This window comes from Rickettsiales bacterium (genome assembly GCA_025210695.1).
Classification (GTDB): domain Bacteria; phylum Pseudomonadota; class Alphaproteobacteria; order Rickettsiales; family CANDYO01; genus CANDYO01.
In genome coordinates this window covers 16,561-30,669 of sequence record JAOARE010000023.1, presented here as the reverse complement: position 1 = coordinate 30,669, position 14,109 = coordinate 16,561, and the positions used below count along the sequence as shown (strand labels likewise).

17 protein-coding genes and 1 tRNA gene are annotated in these 14,109 nt (G+C 33.2%); 13 read left to right on the top strand and 5 right to left on the bottom strand.

The window, feature by feature from the left end; all coding sequences use genetic code 11:
- The 10 genes from N4A31_03950 to N4A31_03905 form a co-directional block, all read left to right on the top strand.
- Positions 1-226, top strand: a 226-nt coding sequence (locus tag N4A31_03950; protein MCT4635385.1) for a lysozyme, incomplete at its 5' end; no start/stop codon positions are given.
- A 139-nt stretch (positions 227-365) separates the two neighbouring features.
- Positions 366-1,115, top strand: a complete 750-nt coding sequence (locus N4A31_03945; protein MCT4635384.1) for a BRO family protein — start codon at positions 366-368, stop codon at positions 1,113-1,115.
- A gap of 17 nt (positions 1,116-1,132) precedes the next feature.
- Positions 1,133-1,327 (top strand): hypothetical protein, encoded by a 195-nt coding sequence (locus N4A31_03940; GenBank protein MCT4635383.1) that lies wholly within the window; start codon positions 1,133-1,135, stop codon positions 1,325-1,327.
- A 1-nt stretch (position 1,328) separates the two neighbouring features.
- Positions 1,329-1,748, top strand: coding sequence for a DUF2924 domain-containing protein (locus N4A31_03935; protein MCT4635382.1), 420 nt, complete (start codon positions 1,329-1,331; stop codon positions 1,746-1,748).
- Between the two features lie 9 nt (positions 1,749-1,757).
- A complete protein-coding gene (locus tag N4A31_03930; protein ID MCT4635381.1) occupies positions 1,758-2,768 on the top strand; it encodes a recombinase family protein in 1,011 nt (336 codons plus the stop codon).
- 56 nt (positions 2,769-2,824) lie between these two features.
- Positions 2,825-3,118, top strand: a complete 294-nt coding sequence (locus N4A31_03925) for a hypothetical protein (GenBank protein MCT4635380.1) — start codon at positions 2,825-2,827, stop codon at positions 3,116-3,118.
- A complete protein-coding gene (locus N4A31_03920; GenBank protein MCT4635379.1) occupies positions 3,118-3,540 on the top strand; it encodes a hypothetical protein in 423 nt (140 codons plus the stop codon). Before N4A31_03925 ends, N4A31_03920 begins: the two co-directional genes overlap by 1 nt.
- A 144-nt stretch (positions 3,541-3,684) precedes the next feature.
- On the top strand, positions 3,685-3,891 hold the full coding sequence (locus N4A31_03915; GenBank protein MCT4635378.1) for a hypothetical protein: 207 nt from the start codon (positions 3,685-3,687) through the stop codon (positions 3,889-3,891).
- Between the two features lie 4 nt (positions 3,892-3,895).
- Positions 3,896-5,317, top strand: a complete 1,422-nt coding sequence (locus N4A31_03910; protein MCT4635377.1) for a hypothetical protein — start codon at positions 3,896-3,898, stop codon at positions 5,315-5,317.
- A gap of 53 nt (positions 5,318-5,370) precedes the next feature.
- Positions 5,371-5,757: a hypothetical protein gene (locus N4A31_03905; GenBank protein ID MCT4635376.1), complete on the top strand. Its 387-nt coding sequence runs from the start codon at positions 5,371-5,373 to the stop codon at positions 5,755-5,757.
- Positions 5,758-6,194: 437 nt separating this feature from the next.
- On the opposite strand, the gene N4A31_03900 is transcribed toward N4A31_03905, so the two are convergent.
- Positions 6,195-6,271, bottom strand: a tRNA-Val gene (locus N4A31_03900).
- A gap of 132 nt (positions 6,272-6,403) precedes the next feature.
- Complete coding sequence (locus N4A31_03895) at positions 6,404-6,529, bottom strand: 50S ribosomal protein L36 (GenBank protein ID MCT4635375.1); 126 nt, start codon at positions 6,527-6,529, stop codon at positions 6,404-6,406.
- Positions 6,530-6,669: 140 nt separating this feature from the next.
- On the opposite strand from N4A31_03895, the gene N4A31_03890 reads away from it, so the two are divergent.
- Positions 6,670-7,605 (top strand): sugar phosphate nucleotidyltransferase, encoded by a 936-nt coding sequence (locus N4A31_03890; GenBank protein ID MCT4635374.1) that lies wholly within the window; start codon positions 6,670-6,672, stop codon positions 7,603-7,605.
- A 21-nt stretch (positions 7,606-7,626) separates the two neighbouring features.
- Here the strand turns inward: N4A31_03890 and N4A31_03885 are convergent, their stop codons facing one another.
- Positions 7,627-7,989 carry a histidine triad nucleotide-binding protein gene (locus tag N4A31_03885; GenBank protein ID MCT4635373.1) on the bottom strand — a complete coding sequence of 121 codons (363 nt, stop codon included), beginning with the start codon at positions 7,987-7,989 and terminating at the stop codon, positions 7,627-7,629.
- 184 nt (positions 7,990-8,173) lie between these two features.
- Between N4A31_03885 and N4A31_03880 the strand changes: the two genes are divergently transcribed.
- A complete protein-coding gene (locus tag N4A31_03880) occupies positions 8,174-9,460 on the top strand; it encodes a M23 family metallopeptidase (protein MCT4635372.1) in 1,287 nt (428 codons plus the stop codon).
- 10 nt (positions 9,461-9,470) lie between these two features.
- Here the strand turns inward: N4A31_03880 and N4A31_03875 are convergent, their stop codons facing one another.
- Entirely contained in the window at positions 9,471-10,589 is a 1,119-nt protein-coding gene (locus tag N4A31_03875) for an FKBP-type peptidyl-prolyl cis-trans isomerase (protein MCT4635371.1), read from the bottom strand.
- A gap of 84 nt (positions 10,590-10,673) precedes the next feature.
- Positions 10,674-11,111 carry a single-stranded DNA-binding protein gene (gene ssb, locus N4A31_03870; GenBank protein ID MCT4635370.1) on the bottom strand — a complete coding sequence of 146 codons (438 nt, stop codon included), beginning with the start codon at positions 11,109-11,111 and terminating at the stop codon, positions 10,674-10,676.
- Between the two features lie 104 nt (positions 11,112-11,215).
- Between ssb and uvrA the strand changes: the two genes are divergently transcribed.
- A complete protein-coding gene (uvrA, locus tag N4A31_03865) occupies positions 11,216-14,068 on the top strand; it encodes an excinuclease ABC subunit UvrA (GenBank protein ID MCT4635369.1) in 2,853 nt (950 codons plus the stop codon).
- Positions 14,069-14,109 lie beyond the last annotated feature (41 nt).

The window sequence follows — 14,109 nt, the reverse complement described above, 5'->3', positions numbered from 1 at the left end:
CCTAATTACAGTATCGCTAAATAATCACCAATTTGATGCTTTGGTATCTTTTACTTTTAACGTAGGAGTTGGAGCTTTACAGAGATCCACCTTAAGATCCAAAGTCAACCGAGCAGAACATGAACAAGTGCCGACTGAATTCATGCGTTGGGTTTATGCAGGTGGCAAAAGAATTATAGGATTAGTCAGAAGACGTAAAGCTGAATTAGAGCTCTATTTAACCTAACTTAATAAGCCCAAACAAAAATAAACAACCAAACATTACAGAATAATTTCTCTATAAACATGAGGGATTTAACTTTCCTCTTATGGTCTGTCAAACCGTAAGGGGATTTTTTTTACAACCTTAATAAAGGAAGCAAATTATGGCACAACTAAATGTTTACAATCAAAATTTAACAAATGAAACTTTACCACAAATCTTCAATTTTGAAGGTAGCAAAGTAAGAGTAATTCTAGATAAACAAGGAGATCCTTGGTTTATGGCTAATGAAATGGCTAAAATATTAGGATATCGCATGGCTAGCGATGCAACAAGAATTTTAGAGCCTGATGAAAAGGGTACTCACAATTTGCGTACCCTTGGGGGAATACAAAAATTAAGCACTGTAAATGAATCAGGTCTTTACTCTTTGATTTTTGCAAGTCGCAAATCAGAAGCTAAGACTTTCAAAAAATGGGTAACTAGTGAAGTGCTACCAACAATTCGTAAAACTGGCGGTTATGGTAAACAAGTTAATCTAAGTGATCCTAAGTTATTACATCAGCTTGTACTGGACTACACGGATAGGGTAATAAAGCTTGAAAGTAAACTTGCAAATGATCAGCCAAAAGTAGATTTTTACGATGATTTTATTAACGCTGATGGTTTGTATAATCTTCAGAACGCAGCTAGAGCTTTAGGTTTGAATCCAAATTTATTTATCAATTCTTTGAAAAATAATTATTTGTTTTATCAAGGAAGGGCTTTGGTTCCATATCAACGTTATAAGACTCAAGGTTTGTTCGTTGTTAAGTCAAATGTAGCTGATAATCAAGCATATTATCAGACTTATGTTACTCCAAAGGGAATAGAGTATTTTGCTAAACAGCAGAATTATTTGAAAGCTAGCTAGAGGTGAGTGGAGGCAATATGAAGAATCAAATTCACTCTACAGCCAGTAGACCATACACAGGTAGAGAGAAGGTATCTGAGATAGCTTCTCTGCTCCATATGGCAATTTGGAGACTGGAGAAAAGAAAAAGAGAGAAAAATCTTCAGAAACCTCTGGACTCTTGTTCGAAATGGAGCGTTAATCCAGCTCCAACCAGACGATTTGGAGGATAACATGAATATATCAATGGTTAAACAAGTTCTAGAATTAGAAAGAATGACAGCAGTAGAGCTAAGAAAAGTTTATAATAATCTTTTTAGTGTTCCCTGTACTGGTACTGCAAATAAAGAACAGTTGATCCCGAAGCTTGCTTATAAAATACAAGAATTAGCCTTAGGCGGTTTAAAGGAATCAACTAAAGCTAAGCTTGATTCAATTGCTAAAAATAGTATGACTGGAGTTAAAAATAAACATTGTGATTTATTGCCAGGTACTAAGATTTGCAAAGAGTATGATGGTACTATTCATCAGGTGGAAGTGCTGAAAGATGGATTTGAGTATAACGGTCAGAAATGGAAGAGTTTGTCAGCTATAGCGACTAAGATTACTGGCACCAAATGGAATGGGCCAAAGTTTTTTGGGATGCGAGGTTAAGGGATTATTATGAATATTGTTGAGAATAAAGAAAAGATCAAAATAAGATGTGCAATCTACACCAGAAAATCTCACGATGAAGGTTTAGAGCAATCATTTAATTCATTAGATGCACAAAGATTAGCAGCTGAAAGTTTTATTGCATCTCAATCCCATGAAGGTTGGGAGTGTCTGCCAACTTTATACAATGATGGTGGGTATTCTGGTGGTAATATGGAAAGGCCTGGCTTACAAAAATTATTGCAAGATATTAGAGATGGTAAAATAGATTGTATAGTAGTTTATAAAATAGATCGATTAACTAGATCGTTATTAGATTTTGCAGAAATTATAAAGCTTTTAGATGAGTGTAAATGCAGCTTTGTAGCCGTAACCCAGTCCTTTAATACCAGTAACTCTATGGGTAGGTTAATGCTCAATGTCTTACTTAGCTTTGCTCAATATGAAAGAGAACTAACATCGGAAAGAATCAGAGATAAATTTGCAGCATCCTATAAACAAGGAATTTGGATGGGAGGCGTGCCTCCATTGGGTTATGATCCAAAAAACAGAGAATTAATCATCAATGAAGATGAAGCTAAAACAGTACGATTGATATACCAAAAGTTTCTAGAGTTAGAGTCAGTGATGGCAACAGCCAAAATAATGAACCAGTTAGGATATAAAAGTAAAACTTGGACTTCTAAAAAAGGTAAACAGTATCAAGGTAAATCCTTTAATAAGAACCTGATCCGCTACATTTTAAAGAATCCAATTTACGCCGGAAAGATTGCTTGTAAAGGTAAGTTATATCAAGGAAGGCATAAAGCAATTATTGAAGAAGAAATATGGAAAAGAGTTCAGGTTTTACTTACTTCTGATAAAGTTAACACTGTAGTTAATCCTATTAGCAGAATTAATTCAGCAGCTTTACTGAAAGGTTTGCTAATTTGTGGATGTTGTGGTGCCAAGATGACTCCAACTTATTGCTCTAAAAAAATGGTATACGCTATCGCTATTATTCATGTGGTAGCAAAGTAAGAGGGATTCATAATAATTGTGATATTAAAAATATTTCTGCAGCAGAAGTAGAAGGCGTGGTTGTTGGTAAAATCCTACAACTCTTAAAATCACCAGAAATAGTTGCTCATGCAATAGCTAAGGCTTCCATAGATAATGAGAATAACGAAGAGTCATTATCAGATGTTCAAATTATAGAAGCACTTAAAGATGCAAGCAAAGTTTGGGATGAGTTGTTTCCCGTTGAACAGGCGAGGATTACTAGAATGTTCATTAGTCGAGTGATCCTTAAATCTGATGGATTGGACATCAAGATTTATAATGAAGGTTTAAATTTACTGACAAAAGAACTAATAGGGGAGGCGGCATAATGGAAAGCTCAGCTATACAAACTGAAGAAAGTACTATTAGTATATTTGTTCCAATGGTTATAAAGAAACGAAGAGGTAGGGGAAGTGTTTCTATAATTACTCCTCAAAATAAAACATTACCAATGGAAGAAAAACCAAGTCATGATTTTAGGTTGATTAATGCATTAGCTAAAGCTCATAGGTTACAACAGAAAATGGAGCAAGATCCTGAACAGACTATTAGCTCTTTAGCTGCAAAAGAAGGTCTAACTCATGCATATGTAGGTAGACTTCTACGTCTGAATTTATTGGCACCAGATGTAGTTGAAGCTATTTTAGAAGGTAGACAACCAAAGGGGTTAAAGGTAATAGATTTTCTGAGGAAAGAGATACCGTTACTATGGGAAGAACAAAGAGAGAAGTTTGGGTTTTCAACATTATGAGTTATCGCTTTTTTTGTTAACTATTGTTTACCAATTATTTTGTATGGTGATTGACTTTTCTTCATCTATTTGAGATAATGGTTTTATATTGATGACAGCTATACTTACTAAGTTGATCAGAATATAAATTGACGGAGAAATTTTATGAGTGAATTTAATAAAGTAACCATAGGACGTAGTCCACATGATGAAGAATGTCTTATCAATGGATTAATTAGGGATTTTGAGAATGCCAAGGATAAAAAAAATTTAAGTATTGTGGGCGGCACTATTAGCCTCGGACTAGATAATGATTTGCATAGCAACGACTTTGTTGGTGATACACTACCATCTAATACAACTCAAGATTAAGTCCATGTCAAATTCTACTGTGCCTGAAGTTTTGGCATCAGACGCTGTTTTAGTTGATACAGTCTCTACAAACTATACGGAGTTTAATAGCATTCTTTATAATGCAATTGTAAGCGGGAACATTAAAGAGGTTAGTTCTTTCGTGCTTAACTCAACCACTATTCCATTTTTTATATACAAAAATAAATATTTTGTTGAATTGGCATATTCTAACAGACAACTCGAATCAGCTGAAATTTTGATCAGTAATGGGGCAGTGTTTGATGTTAAGTCGATATTTTTAATAAATGATTTTTCTTGTAGTCAAAAAAATCATATTGATAGAATAAGGCCTTATATGACGAATATTCAATATAATGCTGTTATCAACCTCATTGATGCATATGGGTGTCAAAACAAGTTAGATAAAACTGTTATTTTCAATGAAGATATTTGCATAAAAATAGATCAATATTTATTGGATCATACCATATCAAATATCAAAGATACATCACCAATACTGCAATATTATAATAGCATGCAGAATATTCCTAGTAACATAGTAGGTGAAGTAATGAAAGGCATAATTGGATTGAGTTATGAGATCTATAGTCCATTTATTATCATGCCCATAGGAACAAGAACATATTTCGATGCAGCAAATATTGGTCGTAGTAATCAGTCAGATTTTGTATATTTACCGGTAAATAACTATGACAGAGAGGAATTAAGTTTTACTCTTCACGAATTTACACATTATTTACTTGAGGGGTTGGACGGACTTGATGGGTATGCATACTTTGATGTAAATTCTAAAAAAGAGTATGAAAAAGCGGCTAAAGCAACGCTCTTAAATGTTTTTACTATTTTTAGAAGAGAGATCGAAGTCGAAGACTATAAAATTATAGTGGAGAGTGAAAAGTATGATTCTTCGTTCGTGTGTAAGCTTTTAACAGATAATTCTATAATTAACTTATTTACATTTTTGAGTAATCCAGATAACGAATTAAGAACTACACTGCTTATGAATGAATATATAGGCAATTCTACTATACCTAGTTTGAATAAAAAAATAGTACTTGGTAACTTTATAAGATCAATAATGGAGCAAAATAGTATTTCACAAGATGACGCTTATGTATTAGCTCGTGTTGGAGAATTTATAAAAAGACCTGGTCATGAATTATCTAAAGAATTAATAGTAAGATTGGTTGAGTTAGAGACATATGGAATTAACTCTAAAACAATGGAAATATTCAATCCACTAAGGGAATATTGGGTAAGTTATATTAGCCCCAAGATTCAAGAAGTTATCAAAACATTGCCTGTTTCTTTTTGCAAGCAAGTGAAATCATCTGTTGCATTATCTGATAATATTCTAGATGTGGAAGCTCAGCAAAATATTGCAATGATAGGGGATGTTGATGCTTTAGATCAAGAACTTTAACATTTTTTTAGTAGCAACTCAACGTTAGTTAATATATTTTAATGGAGGATAAAATGGTAACAAAAGCTCAAATTGACCAACTTAAAGCTATAGAACAAACTATAGGCAGAAATAGTTTAGATAATATTTTAATAGCTAATAATATTGTTCCTGCAGTTCGCATTGCTGATTGGCATAATTTTTTAAATGGTCAGGTTAACGCATACAATTTTCTTATCCCTGCTACTAATTTGATATATCAAGCTGTGGATTGGATTGTGAATCCTGGTGGAATGATAACGGCTGCTTTTACTGGTTTTTATAATGCCCAAATTCCCGCTGCTATTGCAATCCCAGCGCCATTGGCTATACCTCCTACGCCAGACGTTGAGGAGTTTCTAGGTCAAGGGCATCAAGAAATCACCGGGTCATTATTATTATTTGGAGATTCAGGAAGTTAGTAAAAGATATTTGTTTGATTAATCAATACATTGATAAAACTTATCTATGTTCTTGAATTATTGCTTAAATGATCTCCGTTCTTGAGTCATTTTCTTCCTAAACCTTATAGGTTCTCATATTTAGCTAATACTATTTGAAGCTAGAAGTTTGTGAAAATCATTTGGAGTGGCAATTCTATCTAATTACGAACAGGCCTTGTACCCCAGTGTTTCCAAGGGTATTGTTGAATTAAAAAATCAATACCCTAAACGGAGAATGGAGATAAAATAGAAGCAAAATTGGTGAAAAATGAGGTTATTTGAGGTGATTTTTGCAAGTGAAGTTAACAACCCCATTTCGCTTTTTCGAAGCGCTAGAACAGGCAGATACTGGGTTGTAGAGTATGAAAAACGAAATCATAAAAATTAGTGGAGAGTGAGTTCAACTCAACGGAAAATGGTGGGCGATAGAAGATTTGAACTTCCGACCTCAGCGATGTCAACGCTGCGCTCTAACCAACTGAGCTAACCGCCCCTTATGCGGAAGTGAGCAGTATAGCTTCTAGATGAAATTATGGCAATAGAGTTTTTAGATAAAGTTACTAGAGAAATAAAAAAAGCGATCAAAAATGATCGCTTTTTAAGGGTATGTGAACTTAAGAATATATTATCCTTGACGGGCTTTTAAGCGTTTATTTTTTTTATGTAAAACAAACCTGCGTCCACGACGATTAACAACAAAGCAGTCTTTCTCTCTTTTTTTGGCGCTCTTTAAAGAGTTTACAATTTTCATAATTCTTCTCCTGTTATTTACAGCTCACCATTAAGCACTTATTTTCACTAATAGTCAATATATTTTTTGATATTTTTAGAAAGCTTTGATATATAGTGACGATATATAGTAACCTAAAGCGATGAAATTGATGAGGTCTTATGCAACCAAATGTAGTTTTACTAGCTGGAGGATGTGGAGAAAGATTATGGCCATTAAGTTCAGCCAAACATCCAAAACAATTTATAACTCTTCCTAGTGTAAATATTTCTAGTTTTCAGTTGTCCTTAAAACGAAGCCTTTCAATTACCTCTTCGCATAATATTATTATAGTTGCTAATGTTGACCATCAAAGATTACTTTGTCAGCAAATTTCTGATCTAGATTTAGATTATAATGATTTTGATATCATATTAGAGAAGTATAGCAATAATACGGGTGTGGCCGTATATTACGCTTGTCTTTTGCTTCTGCAAAAGAAAAATTATAATTTGACTTATTTCTTTCCTACAGATCATTTAATGTATAAAGAAAATGATTTCTTTGAAAAAGTTTTATTTAAGATGGCCCCAAATAGGATAAATCTTTTTGCTAAAAGAGTTTCTAATCCTTGTTCTAATTTTGGTTATATTGTTGTTGGAGAAAGTATTTCTTCTAATTATTACAAAATAGAGAAATTTATAGAAAAACCTGGATATAAAGAAATAGAAACTTTAAAACAAAATAATCAAAATCTATATATGAATCTTGGCATATATCTTGCGACTGCTTCTGTGTTATATGATGAGTTTAACAAATTTCATAAAAATTTGCCTTCTATTATATTTAATCTAAAAAATAATAAACATGAGGTTCTAGAAATATATAATAATGCGCCTATAGATAAAATGATTTCAGAAAACTCTAAGATACTTAATCTTTTAGAGGTTGTGTTTGAATGGAAAGACATAGGATCTATAGAAAGTTTATATCAATATTGTGCAGGCAGAAAATTAAGTTGTAAAATTAACCCAATGCATATTACAGAATTTAATGATAGAAACAAAGAGTTTGAATTGAGTGGTTCTGAAGATAGTGTTCAGATTATAAAAAGATAAGTCTCTATATTTGTATTTTTATTATGAACGACCACTATCCATTTTAGCTAGTTTTTCTCCTGCAAGAATATGTAAATGCATGTGAGGAACGCTCTGTAGTCCATGTTCTCCAATATTAGATAAAATTCTATAGCCGTTTTTATTGAGTTTTAAGTCTGAGCAAATATTTTGTACTACTTTATAAAAATGTCCAATCTCTTCAATAGATGCTTTTTCTGTAAAATCATCAAAGGAAATGTATTGCCCTTTAGGAATTACTAAAATATGAATGGGGGCCATTGGGTAAGCGTCTTTGATTGCCACAACTTGTTCATCTTCATAAAGTTTTTCTGCAGGAATTTCTCCTTTAATAATTTTAGCAAAAACGTTATTTGTGTCGTACATCATTATTTCTCTTGAAGTTATAGGTTGTTCAACGAAGCCTAAATGTATTATATGGTTCGTAGATCATTGACATAAAGGCTTCTTTTTATTGTTAAAGGGTTGCATATTTAAGAAAGTTATGCAATAGTTTAATAGAGATAACTCTAATAAGCTTTACTAATTGTGGGCTTTATAATCATTAATTATGAATCAGAAAAGAACTATAGAATCGACATTAAATTTGCTAGTGCCGTATCTTTTTGGCTTGTCACTTTTTATATTTTTTATAGCAGCGGGGTATAAATTATGGCTTGCTCAACATGAAGTAAGTAATCGTGGATTTGCTGTTCAGTATGAAGAGCCAAGTATGTCTGCTGAAGAAGAGGGATTGAATAGTAATAGTAAAAATCCAGAATTCATTCTTAATGAAGGAGAAACTTTAGGATCTATTTTAGATCAAGCTAATATCAGTAATAATGATGCAGCTGCCATAATAGAGGCCTTTTCTAAAAAATATAATCCACGTAAATTAAAAGCTGGGACGGTAGTAGAGTTTTCTTTTGAGAAAGGAAGAGATGGAGCTTCTTTGTTCAATAATATGTTAGTTAATATCAGTAATGTTAAGAAAATATCTGTCTCTCTTAATAGTAATAATGAGTTTTTAGCCTATGAGTTAACTATACCATTGGTTAAACAGGTTGTTCATCATAAGAGTGTAATTAAGAATAGTATTATAGGTACTGCTTTAGAGATGTCTATACCTTCAAATACTATTATGTCTATGATCAGGGCTTTTAGTTATGATGTTGATTTTCAAAGAGACATTAAAAACGGAGATCAATTGGAAGTGGTTGTAGAGAAATTCTATACGGAAGATGGAAAACTATCTCATACCGGGAATATTTTATATTCTAGTTTGGTGCTGCGTAATAAGAAGGTTTCTATTTACCATTTTGTTCATCCTGATGGGCAGGTTTCTTATTATAATGAAAAAGGTGAAAGTATTAAAAAAGAGTTTTTACGGACTCCCATTAATGCAGCAAGAATTTCTTCTAAATTTGGTATGCGTAATCATCCAGTTCATGGATATAGTAAGATGCACAAAGGGGTTGATTTTGCGGCTCCCACGGGGACTCCTATTTTAGCGGCTGGAAGCGGAGTAGTTGAGTTGGCTACTAATTTGAAAGGGTATGGAAAATATATTCGTATAAAGCATAATGGTACATATTCTACTGCTTATGGGCATGCAAGTCGCTTTGCTAAGGGAATCAAACCTGGTACTAAAGTTACTCAAGGTCAGGTAATAGCTTATGTAGGCAGTACTGGTGTTACTAGTGGTCCACATTTACATTATGAAGTATTAGAAAATGGTAAGCAGATTAATCCCTTGAAGTTTAAGTTTGCATCAAATAATGAAAAGCTTGCAGGCAAGCCTCTTGAGTTGTTTAGACAAAATAAGAAGAAGATAGATGAACAACTATCTCAAAGTTAATTTATAAAATCTAATTATTAATCTCGATATCTAGAATTATAATCTCCTTATTAGGCAATTTAATATTTTTCGGAAGAAAGCTAATTTTCTGATTGTAAAGCAAACTGCTTGATAAGACAACGCTCCTCTTAGAAAATCTTCTAATATCTGAGAATGATTTATTTATAGCCGGAGGAATGGAAGAGCTTCCTAAGATGAAGCTAGCTGGGGAAGAGCTTTTGTATATAACTTTGTTGTTGCCGTTAGAGATAGTATAATTAAAATATACTGTATCTCCGCATAGAATAGGACGATTTTTAATGTTTTTGTTTTCAAAAATACGAATTTTGTTTTGCCAATCTTTAAAGACAGGTTGTATGTTTAATATTTCTACATCAATAGTAACAAACTCATTTCCTGCAACCAATCCTTTTGCGCGTTTTTCATTTTGATAGGCCATTTTAGGAGGGACTATCAATCTTCTTATGCCTTCTTTTTTCATTCCTATAACCGTATGTTCTAATCCTTTTATTACTTGTCTTTCTCCTAGTGTGAATGTAGTAGGTTTTCCAGATTTATAAGTGTTTTCAATTTCTTGTCCGCTAACAAGTCTAATAATGTAATGCGCTGTGATTGTATCTCCGCATTCCGCTTGTTCTCCAATACCTTGGATAATATCTATGCTTGAATTATTATGATATGGGTTGGGCTCTTGGTCTTTGTTTCTGTCCTCATATATAGGAGGATTAAATAACACCCTTTCTAGCAATTCTTGCCCCTTATCTGTGTGCATTACATTATATAAAATATTAGAAAGTTTGTTGTTGGTTTCTGATATTTGTTGATTTTGTTTTCTATTTGTAGAAAACATAGCAGATGAAGATGCATTATTTCTTGTTCTTATTGTTTTTGTGCTTCTTTCTGGTGTTTTTGTAGAAGGTTGTGTTTCTATAATAGGTTTATTTTTTCCTTGTAGAGCAGTAGAAGGAGGATCTTCTGATAAAACTTCTAAGTAATATTTTGCATCTTCTAAAAACTTATATGCTGGAGCTTCTTTTATTGATGTTTTTATAGATAATTGTTTAGAGCTATTCATAAAGGCATAGATAGCAAAAGCAATTATTAAAGTAGTTATAAAACGCTTGCGCATAAGATTATACTCTTTGATAACACAAGAAAAATATACTGCTTCCCTATTTAATTTAAGGAAGCAGAGATTATTTTAATTAGAAAATTAGAAAGGAATTTCGTCGTCAATCTCTTCTGCGTTAAAATTCATATTTGAGGATGAAGGGTTGTTAGTGTGGTTCTCCCCGCCGTTGCGATTATCTAACATTAACAACACAGCTCCGAATCCCTGCAAAGCAATTTCAGTGGTGTAGCGTTCTATTCCACTATTATCCACCCATTTTCGAGTTTGCAGCGATCCTTCAATATAAAGCTTACTTCCTTTTTTAACATAATTTTTTATTATATTAACTAATCCGTCAGCGAAGACTACGATTCTATGCCACTCAGTGCGTTCTTTACGTTCTCCAGACATTTTATCTTTCCATGATTCTGAAGTAGCTAGAGTTATAGAAGCTATTTCTTTTCCATCTTGGGTAGTTCTTATTTCGGGGTCTTTTCCTACATTACCAATTAATGTAACTTTATTAATACTATTTGCCATTTTAAGTCCTTAAATTAAAAACATTTGAAGTGTTGTACAATATACATTAATGTATACCAAAATAATATAAGAACAAATAACTTTTTAGAGAGAATAAGAAATTTATGGATAATTTTATAAAAGTTAGGGGGGCTAAAGAGCATAACCTTAAAAACATTAATATAGATATCCCTAAGAATCAGTTAGTGGTAATAACTGGACTGAGTGGCTCAGGAAAATCTTCGCTTGCTTTTGATACTGTATATGCTGAAGGTCAGAGACGTTATGTGGAGAGCTTATCTTCATATGCTAGGCAATTCCTACAATTACAAAACAAGCCTAGTGTTGAATCTATTTCTGGTCTTTCTCCAGCAATTGCTATTGATCAGAAGACCACTTCAAGAAATCCAAGGTCTACAGTTGGTACAATAACAGAAATATATGATTATATCCGTTTGCTTTATTCTAGAATTGGTATTCCTTATTCGCCAGCAACTGGATTGCCCATTAAAAGTCAAACAGCTGTTCAAATTTCTGATGCTATACTAGAGTTGCCTTTGGGCACTAAGATTTATGTGTTAGCTCCCATTATTAGAAGTAAGAAAGGTGAGCATCGTAAAGAATTACTCCAATACAGAAAGCATGGCTATCAACGAGCTAGGATAGATGGTGTGATTTGTGAGTTAGATGACTTGCCAACAATAGATAAAAATAAAAAACACGATATAGAAATTTTGGTTGATAGGCTAATAATTGAAGAGGATTTAAGTGCTAGATTAAATGAAAGTATTGAAACGGCTTTGAAAATAGGAGACGGTCTATTATTTATTGAAGTTCTTGAGGGTTCTGGGCTTTATCAGGGAGAGCTTCTTAAATCTGGTCAATTATTTACATTTTCAGAGAAATTCTCTTGTCCCATATCTGGGTTTCAAATAAGTGAGATTGAACCAAGAATATTTTCTTTCAATAGCCCTTTTGGAGCTTGTCCTAAATGCCAAGGAATTGGGGTTGAGTTGTTTTTTGATCCAAACCTAATTATTCCTGATCACAATCTATCCCTTGGTGAGGATGCAATACTTCCTTGGAAAACTTCTAAAACTAAGTATCAGACTCAAACTCTAGATTGTTTAGCTGAACATTATAAAACTAGTATTCATCATCCATTCCACAAACTATCTTCAGAATTTCAGAATATAATTCTTTATGGATCTGGAGAAGAAGAAATAACTTTCAATTACAGTGATGGAATGCGTCGACAAACTATTGTAAAGCCTTTTGAAGGGGTAATACCAGGGCTTGAAAGATCTTTAAATGATGATAAAAGCTGGATGGAAGATGAGCTAAAGCATTTTCAGCGTGAGCGTAAATGTCAATCTTGTAACGGGCATCGTTTAAGAACTGAGTCTTTATGCATTAAAGTTGCCAATTATAATATTGGCGAAGTTAGTAATATGACCATAGATAATGCACTTAAATGGTTTGTTGATCTGCCCAACAAGCTAAATGATACTCACAATAAAATAGCTGATAGAGTTTTAAGAGAAATAAGAGAAAGATTAGGTTTTTTAAATAATGTTGGATTAGATTATCTTACTTTATCTAGAGAGTCTGGTACGTTATCGGGGGGTGAGAGCCAAAGAATACGTTTAGCTTCTCAAATAGGTTCTGGGTTAACAGGCGTGTTATATGTGCTAGATGAACCATCCATTGGGCTCCATCAACGAGATAATGATAAATTAATTGGCACTCTTAAGCGTCTTCGAGAGTTAGGAAACACGGTAATAGTAGTTGAGCATGATCATGAAACTATGTTATGCGCCGATCATCTTATAGATATTGGTCCTGGGGCAGGAGTTCATGGTGGATTAGTTGTGGCTCAGGGAACTCCAGAAAAGGTAAAGGCTATAGAAGGAAGTATTACAGGACAATATTTAAAAGGAACAAAATTCATTCCTATTCCTAAAGAAACTAGGAAATGGTCTTCGGACAAAATGATTACTCTTACAGGGGCGAAGGTGAACAATCTTAAAGATATTACAATAAATTTGCCTTTAGGTACTTTTACTTGTGTTACAGGAGTTTCTGGCGGTGGAAAGTCTAGCTTAGTGATTCATACTTTATATAAAGCTATTATTAAAAAGCTTGATAAAGCTAATGTTACCCCAGGTCGATATGATTCAATTAAGGGTGTTGAATATATCGATAAAGTGATTGAAATAGACCAATCTCCAATTGGTAGAACTCCAAGATCTAATCCTGCTACATATACAGGAGCATTTAATGCTATTCGTGATTGGTTTGTTGAGTTGCCAGACTCTAAAGCTAGAGGATATAAAGCTGGTAGGTTCTCATTTAATGTGAAAGGTGGAAGATGTGAGTCTTGCCAAGGTGATGGAGTAATAAAAATAGAAATGCATTTTCTTCCAGATGTTTATGTTAAATGTGAAGAATGTGATGGGGCAAGATATAATAGATCTACATTGGAAATAAAATACAAGAATCATTCAATTTCTGAAGTTTTAAAATTAACAGTTGATGATGCTCTTCAGCTTTTTTCTAATATTCCAGCAATATCTGAGAAGCTTAAGGCTCTTTCCGATGTTGGGCTTGGATATATTAAAATTGGTCAATCAGCCACCACTTTGTCTGGAGGAGAGGCTCAAAGAATTAAGTTGGCAAAAGAGTTGTCAAAACGTTCTACAGGCAGAACTTTGTATATTCTTGATGAGCCAACGACTGGATTGCATGCGGATGACGTAAACAAATTATTAGGAGTTCTTCATAAGCTGGTTAATCTTGGGAATACAGCTTTAATTATTGAGCATAATTTAGATGTTATTAAAACCGCTGATTATGTTGTGGATGTTGGTCCAGAAGGGGGAGAGCGTGGAGGAAGAATCGTTGCTTCAGGAACTCCACAGGATATTATAAAAGAAAAAGAAAGTATAACAGGTCATTATTTAAAATCATGCTTTTGAATATAAGGATTTAAATTTAAATTAAGTTTGTTATAGTGAGT